This window comes from Burkholderia ubonensis subsp. mesacidophila (assembly GCF_002097715.1).
Classification (GTDB): domain Bacteria; phylum Pseudomonadota; class Gammaproteobacteria; order Burkholderiales; family Burkholderiaceae; genus Burkholderia; species Burkholderia mesacidophila.
This window is the reverse complement of sequence record NZ_CP020737.1, coordinates 1,438,284-1,456,145: the sequence shown is the minus strand read 5'-3', so window position 1 is coordinate 1,456,145 and position 17,862 is coordinate 1,438,284. Positions and strand designations below refer to the sequence as shown.

Annotated in this window: 16 protein-coding genes; 4 read left to right on the top strand and 12 right to left on the bottom strand. The window is 69.7% G+C overall.

What is annotated here, in order from left to right:
* Positions 1-517 precede the first annotated feature (517 nt).
* The 4 genes from B7P44_RS06995 to B7P44_RS06980 all read right to left on the bottom strand — a co-directional run bounded on the left by B7P44_RS06995 (position 518) and on the right by B7P44_RS06980 (position 4,845).
* Positions 518-985: a hypothetical protein gene (locus B7P44_RS06995; RefSeq protein ID WP_084906493.1), complete on the bottom strand. Its 468-nt coding sequence runs from the start codon at positions 983-985 to the stop codon at positions 518-520.
* Positions 985-2,400: a phosphatase PAP2/dual specificity phosphatase family protein gene (locus B7P44_RS06990; protein ID WP_084902158.1), complete on the bottom strand. Its 1,416-nt coding sequence runs from the start codon at positions 2,398-2,400 to the stop codon at positions 985-987. Before B7P44_RS06990 ends, B7P44_RS06995 begins: the two co-directional genes overlap by 1 nt.
* Positions 2,397-4,166 (bottom strand): bifunctional alpha/beta hydrolase/class I SAM-dependent methyltransferase, encoded by a 1,770-nt coding sequence (locus B7P44_RS06985; RefSeq protein WP_084902156.1) that lies wholly within the window; start codon positions 4,164-4,166, stop codon positions 2,397-2,399. Before B7P44_RS06985 ends, B7P44_RS06990 begins: the two co-directional genes overlap by 4 nt.
* Before the next feature lie 73 nt (positions 4,167-4,239).
* Positions 4,240-4,845 carry a CDP-alcohol phosphatidyltransferase family protein gene (locus B7P44_RS06980; RefSeq protein WP_084902153.1) on the bottom strand — a complete coding sequence of 202 codons (606 nt, stop codon included), beginning with the start codon at positions 4,843-4,845 and terminating at the stop codon, positions 4,240-4,242.
* A gap of 434 nt (positions 4,846-5,279) precedes the next feature.
* Between B7P44_RS06980 and B7P44_RS06970 the strand changes: the two genes are divergently transcribed.
* Together B7P44_RS06970 and B7P44_RS06965 are read left to right on the top strand one after the other, a co-directional pair.
* Positions 5,280-5,909, top strand: coding sequence for a lysophospholipid acyltransferase family protein (locus B7P44_RS06970; RefSeq protein ID WP_084902151.1), 630 nt, complete (start codon positions 5,280-5,282; stop codon positions 5,907-5,909).
* A gap of 33 nt (positions 5,910-5,942) precedes the next feature.
* Positions 5,943-6,872 (top strand): phosphatidate cytidylyltransferase, encoded by a 930-nt coding sequence (locus B7P44_RS06965; RefSeq protein ID WP_084902148.1) that lies wholly within the window; start codon positions 5,943-5,945, stop codon positions 6,870-6,872.
* A 47-nt stretch (positions 6,873-6,919) separates the two neighbouring features.
* Here B7P44_RS06965 and B7P44_RS06960 read toward each other — a convergent pair whose 3' ends face one another.
* Both B7P44_RS06960 and B7P44_RS06955 read right to left on the bottom strand, forming a co-directional pair.
* The gene (locus B7P44_RS06960) at positions 6,920-7,723 is read right to left on the bottom strand and encodes a topoisomerase IV (protein WP_084902146.1); all 804 of its coding nucleotides are present in this window, start codon (positions 7,721-7,723) and stop codon (positions 6,920-6,922) included.
* Between the two features lie 265 nt (positions 7,724-7,988).
* The gene (locus B7P44_RS06955) at positions 7,989-8,498 is read right to left on the bottom strand and encodes a DUF1269 domain-containing protein (RefSeq protein WP_084902143.1); all 510 of its coding nucleotides are present in this window, start codon (positions 8,496-8,498) and stop codon (positions 7,989-7,991) included.
* A gap of 280 nt (positions 8,499-8,778) precedes the next feature.
* Here B7P44_RS06955 and B7P44_RS06950 point away from each other — a divergent pair, with 280 nt between their 5' ends.
* Positions 8,779-9,600 carry a carbon-nitrogen hydrolase family protein gene (locus B7P44_RS06950; protein ID WP_084902141.1) on the top strand — a complete coding sequence of 274 codons (822 nt, stop codon included), beginning with the start codon at positions 8,779-8,781 and terminating at the stop codon, positions 9,598-9,600.
* 33 nt (positions 9,601-9,633) lie between these two features.
* Here the strand turns inward: B7P44_RS06950 and B7P44_RS06945 are convergent, their stop codons facing one another.
* From B7P44_RS06945 to B7P44_RS06935, 3 genes are read right to left on the bottom strand one after another with little or no spacing between them, the layout of a single operon-like run.
* Positions 9,634-9,945, bottom strand: coding sequence for an AtuA-related protein (locus B7P44_RS06945; protein WP_084906491.1), 312 nt, complete (start codon positions 9,943-9,945; stop codon positions 9,634-9,636).
* Entirely contained in the window at positions 9,945-11,303 is a 1,359-nt protein-coding gene (locus B7P44_RS06940) for an acyclic terpene utilization AtuA family protein (protein WP_084906489.1), read from the bottom strand. The genes B7P44_RS06945 and B7P44_RS06940 overlap by 1 nt, the downstream gene beginning before the upstream one ends.
* A gap of 38 nt (positions 11,304-11,341) precedes the next feature.
* Positions 11,342-12,640 (bottom strand): CitMHS family transporter, encoded by a 1,299-nt coding sequence (locus B7P44_RS06935; protein ID WP_084902138.1) that lies wholly within the window; start codon positions 12,638-12,640, stop codon positions 11,342-11,344.
* Positions 12,641-12,737: 97 nt separating this feature from the next.
* On the opposite strand from B7P44_RS06935, the gene B7P44_RS06930 reads away from it, so the two are divergent.
* Positions 12,738-13,634, top strand: coding sequence for a LysR family transcriptional regulator (locus B7P44_RS06930; RefSeq protein WP_084902135.1), 897 nt, complete (start codon positions 12,738-12,740; stop codon positions 13,632-13,634).
* 33 nt (positions 13,635-13,667) lie between these two features.
* Here the strand turns inward: B7P44_RS06930 and B7P44_RS06925 are convergent, their stop codons facing one another.
* The 3 genes from B7P44_RS06925 to B7P44_RS06915 all read right to left on the bottom strand — a co-directional run bounded on the left by B7P44_RS06925 (position 13,668) and on the right by B7P44_RS06915 (position 17,862).
* Positions 13,668-14,258, bottom strand: coding sequence for a flavin reductase family protein (locus tag B7P44_RS06925; RefSeq protein ID WP_084902133.1), 591 nt, complete (start codon positions 14,256-14,258; stop codon positions 13,668-13,670).
* 181 nt (positions 14,259-14,439) lie between these two features.
* On the bottom strand, positions 14,440-15,192 hold the full coding sequence (locus B7P44_RS06920; protein WP_084902130.1) for a hypothetical protein: 753 nt from the start codon (positions 15,190-15,192) through the stop codon (positions 14,440-14,442).
* Positions 15,193-15,273: 81 nt separating this feature from the next.
* Complete coding sequence (locus B7P44_RS06915; protein WP_084902128.1) at positions 15,274-17,862, bottom strand: TonB-dependent siderophore receptor; 2,589 nt, start codon at positions 17,860-17,862, stop codon at positions 15,274-15,276.

Here is a 17,862-nt window from a genome sequence, read left to right as displayed (position 1 = left end):
CTGATCGTGGTGATCGAAACGACGTGGCTGGCCACGACGGCGCCCCCGCGCCGTTGCGCGCATGCCTGGCACTGGCACGCGTGCAGATCCGATTCGTCACACTATCTCAAAAATAGATTAAAAATTACCCCAGTTCGAACATGCACTGCATGAAAGCCCCGATTCCGGTCAGAAATGCTGCACGCCGTGCATGAGAGGTATGAATTGCGTCGTTGCTGCTGAAGTCGCCGAGCGGCACAATGCCGGACGCTGCCGGCGCGGAAAATCGTGCGCGGGCCCTGCTCCGACGGGCGAGACGTCGGCGGCGGACCCGTTGCAGGCCGCGCGCCTCCGCGTAAGCGGCGCGTATGCTACCGCATTCCGCCGCCGCCCGCCGCGTTTTCTTCGTGGAAAAACAGACTTGTATCAATCCTCAGACATCGCCGCGCAGACCGAAGGCAAAGCGCGGGGTGAAGCGGTCGCGGCCGCATCGCGCGCAGCGGAGTGACGTGACGCTGTGACGTCGCGGCGGCGCCCGTCAGGCCAGCACGCGCCAGAACCCCGACGCCGCGATCGCGGCCCCGACGACGAGCCACTGGACGACCGCGATCCACACGCCGGTCCGGCACAGGCCGATCGCGCCGCGCACGCGCGCATCGAGCGTGCGGCCCGCCTTCGTTTCGTCGATCCAGCCGAGGTCGGCGAGCGCGCGGTCGAGCGCGGCCAGCGCATCGCCGCCGGCGGGCTCCGGGGCCGTCGCTGCATCGGCCAGCGCCGCGAACAGCCTGCGGTCGATCGCGATCCGCACCGCGAACCACAGCGCCGCGACGCCCGACGCGGTGCTGACGGTCGCGAGCAGCGCCTGCGCGAACGGCGCGGCGCGCCAGCCCGACGCGACCCACCATCCCGCGCCCGCCGCGACGAGCGCGACGGCGACCGCCCACGCGCCGGCGTCGAGCGCGCCGCGGGCCGCCGCGATCCGGTACGGCGCGGAGCGGTCGCGCATCATGCGCCCGCCTCTGCCGTGCGGCGGTCGATCCAGTCCTGCAGCACGGCCACCGCTTCATCCGACCACACCGCGCGCGGCCGGACCGCCCGCACCGCGGCCAGCGCGTCGCGCGCATCGTGCAGCCCGCGCCGCATCGCGACCCAGGCCGCCGCGCACAGCACGCTGCGTCCGTAGCCGAGCGCGCAGCAGACCAGCACGTCGCGGCCCTCGCCGTGCAGGCGCTCGAGCGCCGCGACGGCCTGCTGCAATTGCCGCGCCGTCGGCGCGACGAGATCGAGCTGCGGCGCCGTCGCATACGCGCACGCCGCATCGGCCGCGGCCCAGCGCGGCATCTCGGCGGTCAGGTCGACGACGCCCGTAAAGCCGTGCCGCCGCAGCTCGCGCGTGGTCGGCGTGCGGCCGATCGACACGCGCTCGCCGAGCCGCGCGGGCGCGGGCCGCCGGAACGTCCACGCGCGCGAGTTGACGAATGCGCCGGCGATCGTCGGCGCGAGCAGCCATAGCATGAACGGCGGGAACCGGCCGTCGGCATCCTTCTGGAATGCGCCCGGCACGCCGCGCCAATAGATCCATCCGACGCACGCGAGCGCCAGCGCGCCCCACCCCGCCGCCAGCGCCCAGCCGGCCGCGTGCGCAATGCAGGCGAGCGCGACCAGCGCGACTGCGCCCGCGCCGAGCGCATAGCGGCGCGCCAGCGCACGGCTCGCCGCCGAGGGTGCCATGGAGCGCGCCGCGTCCGCGCCCGGCAGCCGGCCCGCCGCGTCGCGCAGCGGAAACAGGAACAGCGCGAGACAGCCGACCGCCGCACCGGTCGGCACGTCGATCACGTGATGCTGGTAGGTCGTCAGCACCGACACGCCGATCGCCGCGAACCACAGATGCAGCGCGGCGCGCGCCAGCGTGCCGCGCAGGTGCTTCGCATAGACGGCCCACAGCACGACGAGCAGGCCGATATGCAGCGACGGCGCCTGGTTGAACGGCTTGTCGAAGCCCATCAGCAGCGTGAACAACGCGCCAGCCACGCCGCCCGCGTCGGGCCGCTCGAAGCCGAAGCGCAGCGGCCACGCGATGAAGCACGCGACCGAGATCAGCTGCACGGTCAAGAGCCGCTTCACCTGATCGAGCAGGTCGTCGCGGCGCGTCCAGAAGAAGAACGACAGCGCGTACAGCAGGTCGATCGACCAGTACGGCACGATCGTCCACGGCACGAACGGGATCGCATGCTCCCAGCCGAACGCGAAGGTCGGCACCACGGCGCGGCGCGCGGCGAGCCAGTTCGCGAAGCCGTAGCTCGAGAAGAACACCGCGCCCATCACCGCGAGCCACCCGAAGCGCAGCGCGAACGACGCGTCGCGCGCGCCGGCCGCCGCCGGTGCGGCAAGACCACGCGCGCCGCCGCCGAGCTCGCTCATTGCGCGTCGACCCGCTGCGCGAGACTGACCGTGAAGATCCCCATCTCGTCGATCCGCTGGTCGAGCTTGCGGAAGCCCGCGCGTGCGACGAGCTCGTCCATCTCGGCCTGCGAGCGGCGTCGCATCACCCAGGTCGCGTCGCCGCGGTGATTGTTCAGCGCGCGCGCGATGAACTCGAGCTGCGGATGCCACGGCTGCCCCGTGTAGACGAGATAGCCGCCCGGCGGCACCGCCTGCGCGAGCCCGCGCAGCGAGCGCTCGATCAGCGCGTTCTCGCCGAACAGCTCGTAGAGGCCCGACACGATCGCGAGCGTCGGGCGCGGCTCGAGCGTCGCGAGCGACGCCTCGTCGAACGCGTCGCCGCGCTCGAAGCGCGCGATCGGCTCGAGGCCGCGCTGCGCGATCAGCACGCGCCCTGCCTCGACGTTCGGCGGGCTGTAGTCGCGCAGCGTGATGTCGTCGGGCGCGGCGCCGTCGCGCTCGGCCGCCGTTGCGATCGCGTCGAGCACGTAGCGGCCGTGCCCGGCCGCGATGTCGACGATCCGCACCGGCGCGCCGGCGCCGCGCAGCCGCGCGATCGCCGCGCCGATCAGTTCCTGCAGGTGCACCTTGCGCTGGCGGATGCCGGCCCAGCCCGGCGAATCGAGATAGGTGCGGTCGATCAGCCGGCCGACGCCGAGGCGCCCCTGCGCGTGGTTGCGATACACGTAGTCGAGCGTCGAGCCCGAATCGAAGCCGAGCTTCAGCCCGAGCGCGATGCCGTCGGACAGCGCGCCGCCCGCCTTCAGCCCTGCCCGCGTGATCGCCCAGTACGCGCGCGCGAGCGGATTCGCGGACGGCCGCTGGAGCGCCGCGTATTCGTCGTGGAACGCGCCGCGCCGGTCGGCGTCGGCGAGCGACACGCGCGGGCTCGGCGTATCGAATTCGCGCAGCACGAACGCGCGCAGCGGCGCGAGCGCCTGTGCGCGGTCGCGCTCGCCGAGCGTGTCGTGATAGAAGCCCGGCAGCACGATGCGCTCCTTGCGCGCCGCGCCGAGGCGCTCGTAGAAGCGATCCTGCGGGCCGCGATGGACGACCCAGTCCGCACCGGAAATCAGCAGTTGCGTCGGCACGGTGATCGCCGCCGCGTCCGCGACGATCCGCTGCGCGGTGTCGTGCAGGTCGAGCAGCATGTTGACCGCGATCGGCCGCGTGATCAGCGGATCGGCCGCGTAGCTCGCGATGCGCTCGGGGTCGTGCGTGAGGAATTTCGGCTTCACGTAGCTGTTCACGTAGAACAGCCCGCGCAGCTTGTGCATCAGCCGCAGGCCGGGCCGCGCGAACGGCACGTAGAGCTTGATGTGGAACGCCGGCGACGCGACGACGAGACAGCGGATCGACGGCGCATAGTCGTGCGCCCAGGTCGCCGCGAGCACCGCGCCGACGCTCTGGCCGACCACCGCCATGTCCTCGATCGCGATGCCGTGCGCGTCGCGGATGTGCTCGACGAAGGTCTGCAGGTCGCGCACCGACGCGGCCGCGCTCGGGCTGTAGCCGCGCGCGCCCGGCGAGCGGCCGTGGCCGCGCGCGTCCCATGCGAAGAACGCGAATTCGGGCAGGTCGAGCTCGTCGACGAGGTGCGCGACGCGCGCCGAGTGCTCATGGCCGCGGTGCAGCAGCACGATCGCGCCGCGGCAGCGTGCGCCCGTCGCGGGCCAGTGACGGTAGAACAGCGTTTCGCCGTCGTGGGTGATGAAGTCCGCCTCGCGGGCGATGCGTGCGCTCATGCGTTTCTCTCGTTTCGTTATTCGAATCATTTCGGCGCCGCCCTCCGGCGCCGTTCCCCCGACACGGCCCGCGTCAGCCGCCCGCTTCGGCGATGCCGGCCTGCACGCGCCGCACCACGGTCACGGCCGACAGCACGATCAGGAGCCGCCACAGCCACGCGGCGAGCCCGCCGACCGGCAGGCCGATGCCGATCCACAGCGCGAACGCGCCGAGCGCGAGCGCCCGGTCGCTCTTGCCGAACGGGCCGTCGTAGCGGCGGCTCGCGCCGGCGAGCGGCCCGATCAGCCCCGCGCCTTCGACGATGACCGCCAGCAGTGCGAACAGCCAGACATCCGCTTGAGCGAACGCCGGCACCGCGAGGAACGGCAGCACGAGCGCGACGTCCGACACGATGTCGCCGAGCTCGTTCAGGTACGCGCCGAGCGTGCTCTTCTGCCCGTGCTCGCGCGCGAGCATGCCGTCGATCGCATTGAGCGCCATGCGCAAGAACAGCCACAGCGGGATCAGCAGGAACAGCGCCTTCGCGAACCCGCCGAGCCCGGCGAGCGCGCCGACGACAATCGAGCCGCCGGCGGCGAACAGCGTGACCTGGTTCGCGGTGACGCCGCGTTCGGCAAGGGAATTCGCGAGCGGACGCAGGCAATTCTGGAATTTGGGTTTGAGTGCGTAGAGGCTCATCGTTTTATTCGCGCGGCTTGCGGGACGTCGTTGCCGGTCATGCCCCGGAGGCGCGGACGTCGTATCAATGGACGGCCGTAATCGTCGCCGAGCGGCCATCGTGCGTCAAGCATCCCGAAAGGTGTCGCGCGACGCCCGACGCGGCGAGCTGCGGCGCGCATTCTGGTGTTTTTCGCGGAAACTCGCGATAATCCGCTGGCCCGAATGCCGCGCGGCACCGTGTTCGCCGCATTCGCGCACCTGTCCAATAGCGGTCATTCACGCCGTTCATCGCGGCCTCCGCCGATTATCGCGGACCCGCGACAGGCATGCACAAATTTGAAAATAGTTAAACATGGGCCGTCCGGCGCGCCACGCAGCGCGCCGGCATTCCGGGAGCCTGCCCGCCGCAGCGATGCGGCGCGGCGGGCATGCGAACAGGAGGCGCGTCGCCGATGAACATCCTGCATGAATGGCAACGCGATTTCCTGCTGTCGATCGTGCGGCTTGTCGCCGGCGCGTATCCGGTCTGGCATCAGGCGCCGCCCTCGCCGACGCAGAAAATCTACTTCTCGAACCATACGAGCCACATCGATACGCTCGCGATCCTCGCCGCGCTGCCGCGCGACGTGCGCGCGGTCGTGCGGCCGGTCGCCGCGCGCGACTACTGGGACAGCAGCGACATGAAACGCCACATCGCGCAGAAGCTGCTGAACGTCGTGCTGATCGACCGCCACCGCGAAACCGGCGGCGACCCGCTGGACCCCGTGCGCGACGCGCTCGCGCAGGGCCATTCGATCATCATCTTCCCCGAAGGCACGCGCAGCGCGGAAGCGCTGCCGCAGCCGTTCAAGAGCGGGCTGTTCCATCTCGCGAGCGAATTCCCGAACGTCGCGCTCGCGCCGGTCTACCTGGAGAACCTGCAGCGGATCATGCCGAAAGGCGCGATCTGGCCGGTGCCGCTGATTTGCAAGGTGCACTTCGGCGCGAACGAGGCGCGCGGCGACCAGGAGGACAAGCCGTCGTTCCTCGCCCGCATGCGCGACGCGATCGTCGCGCTCGCGCCGCACCGGCCCGCGGGCTGAACGCGGCGCCTCCCTCCTCATCCGGACATCGACATGCGAACTCTTTTCTGGGAACTGGTCTCGGGCGTCACGGCCCTGCTGGCCGTCGCGACCGTGATCGGCGCGATCCTCGGCGCACGCAGCGGCGGCGCGAGCGCGACCATCGTCAACCTGAACCAGCGCATTCGCGCGTGGTGGGCAATGATCGCGGTGATGGTGATCGCGATCGGCCTCGGCAACAACATCACCTACCTCGTGTTCGCGCTGCTGTCGTACCTGACGCTGCGCGAATTCATCACGCTCACGCCGACCACCGCGAGCGACCACACGACGCTGTTCATCGCGTTCTTCGTCGCGATTCCGGTGCAGTACCTGCTGCTCGCGATCGACTGGTACGGGATGTACTCGATCTTCGTGCCGGTGCACCTGTTCTTCGCGATGTCGCTCGTGTCCGCGCTCACGCAGGACACGCGCGAGTTCCTGAGCCGCAACGCGAAGATCAACTGGGCGCTGATGGTCTGCGTGTACGGGCTGAGCCATGCGCCCGCGGTGCTGATCCTCGACATTCCGCACTACACCGGCCAGAACGCGCTGCTGCTGTTCTTCTTCCTCGTCGTCGTGCAGATCAGCGACGTGCTGCAGTACGTGGTCGGCAAGCTGTTCGGACGCCACAAGATTGCGCCGCGCCTGTCGCCGTCGAAGACGATCGAGGGCTTCGTCGGCGGCGGCCTGCTTGCGACGCTGTGCGGCGCGTCGCTGTATCGCGTGACGCCGTTCAGCTTCGGCGCGGCGTTCGGCATCTCGCTCTCGATCGTGATCGCGGGCTTCGTCGGCGGGCTCGTGCTGTCGGCCGTCAAGCGCTCGCTCGGCACGAAGGACTGGGGCTCGATGATCGCCGGCCACGGCGGGATGCTCGACCGCGTCGACTCGATCTGCTTCGCGGCGCCGGTGTTCTTCCACCTCGTCCGGTATCTGTACGTGTGACGCGCGGGCGGCACGACGTGCCGCCTCGCGTCATGCGCGCGCCCGGCTCAATACCCTTCCCGCAGCGCCTTCGGCACGACGTAGCGGCCGCGCGCGCCGTCGAACTTCACCGTGTAGCGGGCATGGATCTCCCGGTTCCCGCGCCAGCCGGTTTCGGTGACCGTCAGCGGATAGACTTCGTCGCTGCCGCTCGTATCGGGCGCGATCGCGAAGCGCCGCTCCTCGCAATGCGCTTTCGCGGTTGCGCAATCGTTCGACGCCGAATTGTCGAGCGCCTCGTTGATGCGCGGCGCGGCCAGCACGAACGCGTTGTCGCGCGGCAGCCAGATGCTGCGCATGCTCACCGAATAGCCCTGCAGCGTCACGCCGTCGTTCAGGACGAAGCCGAACAGATGCGGCCCGAGGCGCTGGATGCTCACCGTGCCCGGTTCGCCGTAGTTGCCGGAATCGATGCCGGTCTTCTTCATCACCGGCGCCAGCGACTTGCCGCCCCGGACGGGCTTGAGCACGTACAGGTCGACCGAGCCCGAATCGCCCTGGGAACCCATGCGCGGCGTGCCGTTCTGCACGCTGGCGGCGGTTGCGCCGCACATCGCGAGCAGATAGCGCGGGCCGTCGGACGTCGTCACGCGCAGCGACGCGCACGGCTCGTAGATGTTGTCGCCGTCGACGGGCTGCCAGCCGTTGCGATCGGCGCGCCACTTGACGTAGGTATCGCGGATGAAGCCTTGCAGCAGGCGGTCGGCGGGCGGGGCGTCGGCCGCCTGGGCGGCTTGGGCCGGCAGCGCGGCGCACAGGCCGCAGCCGGCAAGCGTCAGCAGTCGGCTGACGCGGCGGAAAGTCGAGTTCATCGGAAAAGCGGGCCCGTCGGAGTGTCGTTGTTCTTTCTGCTGGCGCAGCCGTCGGCAGCGCCATCCCGGAATCGCGATAGCTTATCAGGATGCAGCGCCGGATCGACGGGCGCGATCCGTAGTCGCCCAGGCCGGCGCGCGCGCAGACGGCCGGCCGCGCGCCGGTCAGGCGCCGGCGCGCGCAACGGCGGCACGGTCGGCACGCGCGCCGCCACGCCGCGTCATCGCGCGATCGATTGGGCCACCGAGCGCGCCGCCCGGCGGCTCAAGGAAACGCCGGGATCGTCGGGTCGTGCCCTTCGACGTCCGCTTCCGGATGGTGCTTCTTGATCAGCGCCTCGATTTCGTCGACGCGATCGGTCTTGACGTCCACCATCATCAGCAGTTCGCCCTTCTCGACCGCCCCTTCGAAGCGCTTCAGGCGCGTATTCGGCACGTCGACGCCGATCATCGTCGCGGTCCACGCGCCGAACCCGGCGCTGATCAGCGTGATCAGCACGACGGCACCCGCGCCGAACTTGAGCCCTTCCGGATGGAAGACCAGCGCGGCGAGCCCGATCACCATCCCCGACAGCCAGCCGACCGCCGTGCCGCGCCCGAGCGCCGGCAGCAGATCGCTGCGCTGCGCGAGCGTCGCCTTCGGCAGGTCGCCGGTGCGCACGCCCGGCGCGGCCAGCACGTGGACATGCCGCCATTCGACTCGTCGGAGCAATAACTCGTCGATGATCCGCGTCGCACTCTTCGCGTTGGGCAACAACACGTAGATTCTTCGCATTTCCCGCCCCTCCTTCCCCTGCCCGCACACGGCCGCGACACGTGCGTCGCGGCGCACCGCGCAGGAGCATGCGCAACCGCGGGCCGCAGGTTCTTCCATATTAGTCGCTATCCCTGCCCGTGGCGGTCCTCGTCATTCCGGCCGGCCAGCGGTACGATCCCCGTTTCGCTCGATGCGGGGTCGAAGCGCATCGCGCGCGTCGACGCATCCCGTCACGACGCCAACCGCCCAATCCGACAGGAAGACCCGCATGAACCCGACTCGCGCCGATCGACCGCCGATGAAACTGAAGCTCGACATCAACCAGCTCGCCGGCCGCGACGGCGACACGCGCTACAACCTGCAACGCACGCTCGACGCGATCGCGACGTGCGCACCCGACACCGACATCGTGATGTTTCCGGAATTGCAGCTCACCGGCTTCCCCGCTCCCGACAACGTCGCCGCGCTCGCCGAACCGCTCGACGGCCCGAGCGTGCGGGCGGTCATGGACGCCGCGCGCGCACGCGACGTCGCGGTGGTCGTGGGGCTCACCGAAAACGATCGCGGCCGCTTCTACAACACCACGGTGTTCGTCACGCCGGACGGCGTCGCGCTCCACTACCGGAAGACCCATCTGTGGGTGAGCGAACGCGGCGTCGTGCTGCCCGGCGACCGCTACGCGACCGTCGAATGGCGCGGCGTGCGCATCGGCCTGCTGATCTGCTACGACAGCGAATTCCCGGAAAGCGGGCGCGCACTCGCGGAACTGGGCGCCGAGCTGATCCTCGTGACCGACGGCAACATGGAGCCGTATCGCCACGTGCATCGCACGTCGGTCACCGCGCGCGCGATGGAGAACCAGGTCTACGCGGTGGTCGCCAATCGCGTCGGCGGCAGCACGCACGACTTCGTGTTCGCCGGCGGCAGTCTCGCCGCCGATCCGTTCGGCAATGTGATTTTCGAAGCCGGCAACGGTGAATCGCGTCACGCGATCGAACTCGATTTCGGCCGGCTCGCCGCGTCGCGCGCAGTCTACGACTATCGAATGGATCAGCGCCTGCACATCGCCGGCGAACGCATCGAGCACGCGGACGGGCGTCGCGAACTGCTGATTCCGTAAGTGCGTACCCGCGCCCGGCGGCGACTTCGCCCGTCACGCCGGGTCGGGCATGTCGATGGCCAGCAGCGCCGAACTGACCGACTTGCCGTGCGCGTCGAGCGCGAGCGAGCGTGTCACGCCACCACCGAGCGCATCGCGCAGCACGAAATTGAATGCGGCAAGCGCAGGCAGTTCGTAGCGGACGACGTCGCCGCGCACGATTCCCGCCAGCCGTTTCTTCACCGCGTCGGCATCCAGATGCGTGCGCAGGTGTTCGTAATGGCGCGGATCGCGGCAGATGACCGACACGTTCAGCGTATTGCCCTTGTCGCCGGTGCGCGCATGCGCGAGTTCACGCAGTTGCATCATGCCTCCACGAATGAAAACGACGGCGCCACGGCCGCGCGCGGCAGCAGCACCGACTGCACGGCGATCACCTCGCGCGTCGACTTGAATGCGCCGCCGCCGCCGGCCGGCCCGTTCGTATAGAGCGTCTCGACTTCATTGCCGATCCGCGCCGCTTCGTCGGCGCTCGCCGCTCGGCCGGCCACCCGCACGCGCACCTCGGCCGGCTCGCCGTGCATGGCCGGCGTCGCGTCGCCGTACAGCGAATCGACGCCGATCAGGTCGAAGCGCAGTTCGGTCGCGGCGACGCCGGTCAGCGCCAACCGCTCGCGGACGATGTCGAGCGCGAGGCGCGCGCGTTCCAGCGCCCCCGGGCCGCCGTACGAAATCTGGCCTTCGCCGATGAAACCGTCGACGTACGCGACCGACACCTTCAGCGTGTCGGGCCGCGCGGCACCGCGCCCGCCCGTCACGCGCACACGATCCGTCGCCTCCTCCGCGACGGCGACACGCGTGAAATCCGCGACGACGTCGGGCTGCAGATACCGCGCCGGATCGTGGATCTCGTAGAGCAGTTGTTCCTTGCAGGTCGCCGCGCTCACGCGGCCGCCCGCGTGCGGCACCTTCGTGATCACGACCGAACCGTCGAGCGCGACTTCGCCGATCGGGAACCCGAGCCGCGCGAGATTCGGCACGTCCTTGTAGCCGGGATCGGCAAAATAGCCGCCCGTCACCTGCCCCGCGCATTCGAGCAGATGGCCGACAACTGTCGCCTGCCCGAGCGTGTCCCAGTCGTCCATCCGCCAGCCGAACGCGTGGATCAGCGGTGCGGCGAACAGCGACGGATCGGCGACGCGCCCGGTCAGCACGACGTCCGCGCCGGCCGCGAGCGCATCGACGATCGGCGCGGCGCCGAGATACGCGTTCGCGGACACGATGCGATCGCGATACGCGGCGACCGCGTCGCCCGACTCCTCGAAACGGAACGCGCCGCGCAGCACGACGTCGAGCACGTCGTCGCCTTCGACCGCCGCGACCTTCAGCCCCGCGATGCCGAGCGACTGCGCGATCTGCGCGGTACGCCGCGCGGCCGCACGCGGGTTCGCCGCGCCCATGTTCGACACGATGCGCACGCCGCTGGCCACGGCCACCGGCAGCACGGCGTGCATGCGCGCGTCGAGCAGCGGATCGTAGCCGAGCGACGGATCCTTGCGCCGCGCCTGCTGCGCGATCGCGATCGTGCGCTCGGCCAGGCATTCGAAGACGAGATAGTCGAGCTGCCCGTGTTCGGCCAGCTCGACCGCGGGCTCGATGCGGTCGCCCGAGTAGCCGGCGCCCGCGCCGATGCGCACGCGCCGTTCAGGTTGCTTTGCTGTCATGTCCGTACCGTCGTCCGGCGGCGCGCCGCCGGGAAAGATCAAAAGATGCCCAGCACGACGCACGCGATCGTCATCACGATCGAGGCGCCGAACAGCAGCGGGAACGTGAATTTCTGGTGCTCGGCCAGCTCGATCCCGCACAGGCCGACGACGAGGAACGTCGCGGGCGTCAGCGGGCTGACGGGAAACCCCGTCGTCATCTGGCCGAGCAAGGCGGCCTGCCCGACCTGCACGGCCGGCACGCCGAGCTGGCCGGCCACCTCCGCGATCACGGGCAGCACGCCGAAATAGAACGAGTCGGGATCGAACAGCATGCTGAGCGGCATCGACGCGATGCCGAGCGCCACCGGAATGTGGCCGGCCATCGACGGCGGCACGAAACCGACCGCCGCCTGCGCCATCGCCTTCAGCATCCCGCTGCCCTGCATGATCCCCGTGAACACGCCGGCCGCGAGCAGGATGCCGGCCATCATCAGCGCCGCGCGCGCATGCGCATCGATCCGCTTGCGCTGCATGTCGACATCCGGATAGTTCACCATCAGCGCGATGCACAGCCCGACCATGAACATGATCGCGGGCGGGATCTTCTCGCCCATCACGACCATCGTGCCGAGCACGGCGAGCGTCAGCACGAGGTTGAACCAGAACAGGCGCGGCCGGCGCAGCGCCCGCTCGTCGGGCGTCAGTTCGCGCGTCGGCAACGGGATGGCCGCATCGTCACGCGACAGGCCGAGCCGCTTCTCCTCGCGCCGCCCGAGCCAGTACGCGACGCCGAACACGAACACGAGGCCGATCGCCTGGACCGGAATCAGCGGATTGAACAGCGTCGACACCGGCAGGTGCAGCGACGCCGACGCGCGGATCATCGGCCCCGTCCACGGCAGGAAGTTGATGCCCGCGGCCATCGACACGGCCGCGGCCAGCACGCGGCGGTCCATCTTCAGCCGGTCATACAGCGGCAGCACCGCGGGAATCGTCACGAGAAAGCAGACGGCGCCCGAGCCGTCGAGATGGATCAGCAGCGCGAGCAGCGTCGTACCCGTCACGATGCGCGTCGGCCGCGTGCCGACCGCGCGCAGGATGCGGTCGATGATCGGGTCGAGCGTGCCGGCGTCGGTGATCGTCCCGAAATACAGGATCGCGAACACGAACATCCCGACGACGGGCGCGAGGCCCTTCAGCCCGTCGACGACGAACTTGCTGGTCTGCAGCCCGAAGCCGCCGATCAGCGATGCCGCGATCGGCACGATGATCAGCGCGACGAGCGGCGACATGCGCCTGGACAGAATCGCGGCCAGCAGCACGACGATCGTGCCAAGCCCGAGTAACGGCAGCATCCGTGTCTCCTACCTTGTCTTTTGCTGGAGACGAGCGTAAGGTCGGCGCAGCGATAGCACAATTGAAATGATTTGATCGCAGCAATCACGAACCGTTATGGATCTGAATCTTCGCGACATCCGCGCATTCGTCACCGTCGCGCACGCCGGCAACTTCACGCGCGCGGCCGCGCGCCTGCACTTGTCACAGCCGGCGCTGACCGTGCAGATCCGCCGGCTCGAGGAAATCGTCGGCGCGCGCCTGTTCGACCGCAACAGCCGCAGCGTCGCGCTCACCCAGACCGGGCGCGAGCTGCTGCCGCTGCTGCAGCGCTCGCTCGACGACATGGAGCGCGTGCTGCGCGATGCGCGCGCGCTCGGCGAAGGCGCGAGCGGCACGGTGCGGCTCGCGTGCCTGCCGACGTTCGCGTCCAGCGTGCTGCCGGAGCTGATCCAGTCGTTCCGGCGCGACGTGCCGCGCGCGGGCTTCGAGATCCGCGACGGCGTCGCGAGCCTCGTCACCGCGCTCGTGCGCAACGAGGAAGCCGATCTCGGACTGACGGGCGGCCACACGTTCGATGCGTCGCTGGAGGTGCTGTACACGGGCGCCGACCGGCTCGTCGCCGTGTGCCCGAACGATCATCCGCTCGCGCGCAAGCGCCGCGTGACCACCGCCGACGTCGCGCGCGTGCCGCTCGTGCTCACCGCGCAGGGCACGAGCGTGCGCAGCGTCGTCGACGCCGCGCTGGAAGCAGCCGGCTGCACGCCCGACATCGCGTGCGAGCCGACCTACATGATGACGGCCGTCGCGATGGTGCGCGGCGGCCTCGGCGTGACGATCCTGCCCGCAACCGCGCGCGAGGTGCGCGCCGAACCGGAGCTGGTCGCGAAGCCGATCGACGATCCCGCGTTCGTGCGGCCGATCGCGCTCGTCAGCAAGCGCGGGCGCACGCTGCCGCGTGTCGCGCAGGCGTTCGCCGAAGCGATGCTGGCGGAATTGAAAAAGCGCGCGTGAACCGCGCGCCCGGATCGGGAAAGAACACCCGCTTTATGATTGCTGCGCGTCCGGATCGACGTGCAGCGATTCGCCGATCGCATAGAAATTGCCGCCCGCGATGTAATGCAGGCTGCGCAGCGCGGGATCGGCCGATTCGAAATGCCAGTGACCGTCGCGGAACACGCGCGTGTCGGACCACGCACCGACCACCTCGCCGATGAACAGGTCGTAGGTCTGCTGGTTGTGCGGCTCGGGAATCAACCGGCACGCGAGCCAGCCCGAGCATCCCGCGACGAACGGCAGGTCGTGCCCGTCGACGTCGAACAGCGTGACGCCCGCTTCGCGCAGCTTGTCGGGCCGCTCGGCGAGACTGTGGCTGCCGACCGCGTGCGTGAGCTGCATCTGCGCGGCCGTCGGCACCTGGATCACGAACCGGCCGCTGCGCTCGACGAGCTCGCGGGTCTTCGCGGACTTGTCGAGCACGACCGTCAGTTTCGGCGGCTGGAAGTCCAGCGCGCAGGCCCACGCCGCGGCCATCACGTTGTCCACGCCGTCGTGACGGGCCGAGACGAGCACGGTCGGACCGTGATTGAGGAGGCGGTAGGCTTTCTCGAGCTCCACCGGAGCAATATGACTGTCCATTCAGGCTCTCTCGGAGCGATGCGGAAAACGTCCGCATTCTCGCATCCAACACGCGCGACGGAGCGAATCCACCTGTCGGCTTCGCGTGTATTCGCGCCACCTTTCACATCGAGTCCCGCCGTTCGCGCGGCGGCCGGCCGACGCACGCCGCGCACGCGCCGCGCACGCGCCGGCACCGCCGTCAGCGCCGGCCCGCCGCCCAGTCGACCGCCGCGTCGAACAGCGCGAGCCCGGCCGGCGACAGGTTGACGAACGTGTCGTTGTCGAGGAAGAACATCACGCGCCGCGCCGGCGCGAGCGCTTCGTAGTCCATCGTCGCGCCCTTCTCGTACGCGAAGATCGCGGCCTTGTCCGGCTGCCCGTAGACGGTCGCGATGATGCTCGCGCCGAGCCCCGGCTTGCCCCAGCTCATCGGCGCCTGCTTGCCGTACACGTTGGTCGCGCCCGCCGGCAACCCCGCCGCGATCGGATGCGGCGCGTTGACGAGCCACACGTAGCGCTCCTTGCCGGTTTCGCCGAAGTCGACGTCGTGGCGCTTGCCCGTCATCGCGAGATCGTCGAGCAGGTCGTTTTCCCAGGTCACGAGCGGCTTGTCGAGCGTGCGCCAGCCGGCCGCGACGTGCTTCGACGACACGGTCGACGAGATGATCACCAGGTCGGCGTCGCGCGCCGCGTCGGGCGTCGCGGCCTGGTCGACGAAACGCACCGCGTAGCCGCGCGTTTCCAGATGCGCGCTGGCGCGTTCGTCGACCTTCAGGTTCGGCCCGCCGAGCTGCACGAGCATCGCAACGCGCGTGACGGCGGCATGCGTGTCGGCCGCGGCGGCCGGCATCATCCCCGCGACGCTCATCCCCAGCGCGAGCGCGCCGCTCGCGATCGCGCGCAGTGCGCCGCGCCGTGCGCGCATCGGTCCGTTCTTCAGGTTCGTGTTCATTGCGATGTTCTCCAGGGGCGCGCCGCAGTTCTGATCACAAACCGCGCACCAAGTGTGAAGTGTGTAATGCGTGGTCCGAAATCAGAACTGCAGCGTCGTCAGCAGCGACACCTGCCGCGCGTCGCCGATCGCGACGAAGTAGCGGTTCGCGCTCGACGGATAGTACGTGCGATTGAAGAGGTTCTTCACGTTGAGCTGGAACGACAGCTTCTGCTTGCCGACGCGCGTGTCGTACGTCGCGAACGCGTCGGCGAGCACGTACGACGGCAGCGTGAAGCTGTTCGCCGAATCGCCGGGCCGCGCGCCGACGTAGCGCGCGGCGGCGCCGATGCGCAGGTCGTCGCCGCCCATCAGCGTGCCGACGTCGTACACGGCCGCGAGCGATGCGGTATGGCGCGCGACGTTCCAGAGCCGGTTGCCCGCGTAGAGCGGATCCTCGATCGTCTTCGCGTCGATGTACGCGTAGCTCGCGATCACGTTCCAGCGTTCGCCGAGCTTGCCCGACACGTCGAGCTCGACGCCGCGCGAGCGCGCCTTGCCGGACGTGCGCCAGTCGGTGAGCTTCGTCGCGTCGTTGAACTGCGACACCAGCACGTTCTTCTTGTCGATGTTGAAGAACGCGAGCGTGCCGGTCAGGCCGCCCGCCAGGTCGAGCTTGCCGCCGACTTCCCACGCGGTCGACTCCTCCGGCGGCGTCGCGCCGTCGATCACGAAGCCGGACCCCATCGGCGCGATCGACGACGACGGCTTCAGCGACTGCGAGTAGCTCCCGTACAGCGAGAACGCGTCGTTCCACTTGTAGACGACGCCCGCGCGCGGCAGCCATTTCGAGCCGCTCAAGTCGGTGTTCGCCTTGAACGGCCGGCCGCGGCCCGCGACCTGGTTGTACGTGATGAAGCGCATCCCGCCCGACACGATCCACTTGTCGGTCACGTGGATGCTGTCCTGGAAGAACACGGACGCATCGTGCAGCGTGTCGGTCTGGTCGCTGTCGCTCGCGGACACCGTGCTCGACGGCGGCAGCAGGCCGTACACGGGGTTCAGGTAGCTGAACGGCGTCTTTACGGCCTGCCGCAGCATGTCCTTGCGGTAAATGCGGCGGTATTCGCTGTCGACGCCGAGCTGCACGTCGTGCCGCATCCCCGCGAGCGTCAGCTTGCCGTTGACGTAGCCGATCCCGTAGCTGTCGGTGCTGAGCGAGCCGTGCGTCGCGTCGTTGCTGCGCGTCAGCGTGCCCGTCGCCGGGTTCACGCCCGTGATGCGGATCTGGTTCGCGTCGTAGGTTTCGCGGTTGTAGCTGTAGCCGAAGTGCGCCTTCCAGTCCGCGTTGATCTCGTGATCGACCGAGATCTGCGCGAGATGCGATTCGCCGTCCATGTCGTTGAACGGCTCGTCGAGCCGGCGCCGCGCGGGAATGTCGAGCGGCGCGTTGGTGCGCGGGTCGAGCGCGGTGCCGCGATCGAACGGCGTATGGAACTTGCGGTACTCATACGACAGCACGACCTGCGTATCGCCGCCGTACCACGCGAGCGACGGCGCGACGAAGGTCTGCCGGTCTTCGCCAAAGTTGCGCCAGTACGGCTGGTTCGACTGGTCGACGACCAGCCGGTACGCAAGCCGCGTGTCGCCGACGGGCCCGGTCGTATCGAGCGTCACGTTGCCGCCGTTCTTGCCGTGACCGTAGGTCGCGCCGCCGACCGAGATCGCGTGGTAGCGCGTGAGCAGCGGCTGCTTGGCAACGACGTTGACGACCCCGCCCGGATCCATCAGCCCGTACAGCAGCGACGTCGGGCCCTTCAGCACCTCGACGCTGTCGACCGCCGGGTTGAACGAGCGCCCCTGCACGATCGGCATCCCGTTGTGCATGATCGAGCCGTCGCGGTTGCCGCCGAAGCCGCGCTTCATGATCGTGTCCTGCGTGCCCGCGAGCGTGTTGCCCTGCGTGATCCCGCTCACGTTGGCGAGCGCATCGTCGAGATTGCGCGGACGCTGGTCGCGCAGCACCTGCGCCGGCACGATCGCGACGGCCTGCGCGGTGTCGAGCAGCGGAATCTCCGAGCGCAGCACGCCGGCCTCGTGCGGTGGACGGTAGCTTTCCGCACGAATCGCGCTGCTGCGCACCGCGATCGTCGGCAGTTCCGCGCCGGCGGCGGCCGACGGCTGGGCGGCCGCCTTGCCAGCGCGCTGCAGCGTATAGCCGCCGCCCGGCTGGCGCAGCGCGACGAGCCCGGTGCCCGCGAGCAGGCGGTCGAGCGCGCCTTCGACGTCGAACCGGCCATGCACGCCGCCGCTCGTCAGGCCGGCCGTCAGATCCGCGGGAAACGCGAGCAGGATGCCCGCGTCGCGCCCGAAGCGATTGAGCACCGCCTCGAGCGGGCCGGACGGCACGTCGAATGGCCGGCGCGCCGCCGCATCCTGCGCGGTCGCGGGCGCGGCCTCGGCGTCGGCCAGCGCGGGCGCCGGCAGCAGCGCCGACAGCAGCACGGCGCCGGCCAGCCGGCGAACGAGACTGCGCGGCGCGGCAGATGCTGCGGGCGCGACGATGGCGGCCACGCGCGGGCGCTGCGGCTGGGGGCGGATGGCGGCCGCTCTGCGGCGGCGGGCAAGACGAGTGGAAGGCATGATCGAGGTGTGGATAGGCGATGGGTCGGTGCGGCTTTCATCACCCAT

Bases quoted from the DNA above. Each gene is read 5' to 3' on its own strand.
- B7P44_RS06955 (WP_084902143.1), bottom strand. From the start codon at position 8,498: ATGCGAAGAATCTACGTGTTGTTGCCCAACGCGAAGAGTGCGACGCGG.
- B7P44_RS06915 (WP_084902128.1), bottom strand. From the start codon at position 17,862: ATGGGTGATGAAAGCCGCACCGACCCATCGCCTATCCACACCTCGATC.
- B7P44_RS06965 (WP_084902148.1), top strand. From the start codon at position 5,943: ATGCGAACTCTTTTCTGGGAACTGGTCTCGGGCGTCACGGCCCTGCTG.
- B7P44_RS06990 (WP_084902158.1), bottom strand. From the start codon at position 2,400: ATGAGCGAGCTCGGCGGCGGCGCGCGTGGTCTTGCCGCACCGGCGGCG.
- B7P44_RS06920 (WP_084902130.1), bottom strand. From the start codon at position 15,192: ATGAACACGAACCTGAAGAACGGACCGATGCGCGCACGGCGCGGCGCA.
- B7P44_RS06950 (WP_084902141.1), top strand. From the start codon at position 8,779: ATGAAACTGAAGCTCGACATCAACCAGCTCGCCGGCCGCGACGGCGAC.
- B7P44_RS06960 (WP_084902146.1), bottom strand. From the start codon at position 7,723: ATGAACTCGACTTTCCGCCGCGTCAGCCGACTGCTGACGCTTGCCGGC.
- B7P44_RS06980 (WP_084902153.1), bottom strand. From the start codon at position 4,845: ATGAGCCTCTACGCACTCAAACCCAAATTCCAGAATTGCCTGCGTCCG.
- B7P44_RS06940 (WP_084906489.1), bottom strand. From the start codon at position 11,303: ATGACAGCAAAGCAACCTGAACGGCGCGTGCGCATCGGCGCGGGCGCC.
- B7P44_RS06935 (WP_084902138.1), bottom strand. From the start codon at position 12,640: ATGCTGCCGTTACTCGGGCTTGGCACGATCGTCGTGCTGCTGGCCGCG.
- B7P44_RS06925 (WP_084902133.1), bottom strand. From the start codon at position 14,258: ATGGACAGTCATATTGCTCCGGTGGAGCTCGAGAAAGCCTACCGCCTC.
- B7P44_RS06985 (WP_084902156.1), bottom strand. From the start codon at position 4,166: ATGAGCGCACGCATCGCCCGCGAGGCGGACTTCATCACCCACGACGGC.
- B7P44_RS06930 (WP_084902135.1), top strand. From the start codon at position 12,738: ATGGATCTGAATCTTCGCGACATCCGCGCATTCGTCACCGTCGCGCAC.
- B7P44_RS06945 (WP_084906491.1), bottom strand. From the start codon at position 9,945: ATGCAACTGCGTGAACTCGCGCATGCGCGCACCGGCGACAAGGGCAAT.
- B7P44_RS06970 (WP_084902151.1), top strand. From the start codon at position 5,280: ATGAACATCCTGCATGAATGGCAACGCGATTTCCTGCTGTCGATCGTG.
- B7P44_RS06995 (WP_084906493.1), bottom strand. From the start codon at position 985: ATGCGCGACCGCTCCGCGCCGTACCGGATCGCGGCGGCCCGCGGCGCG.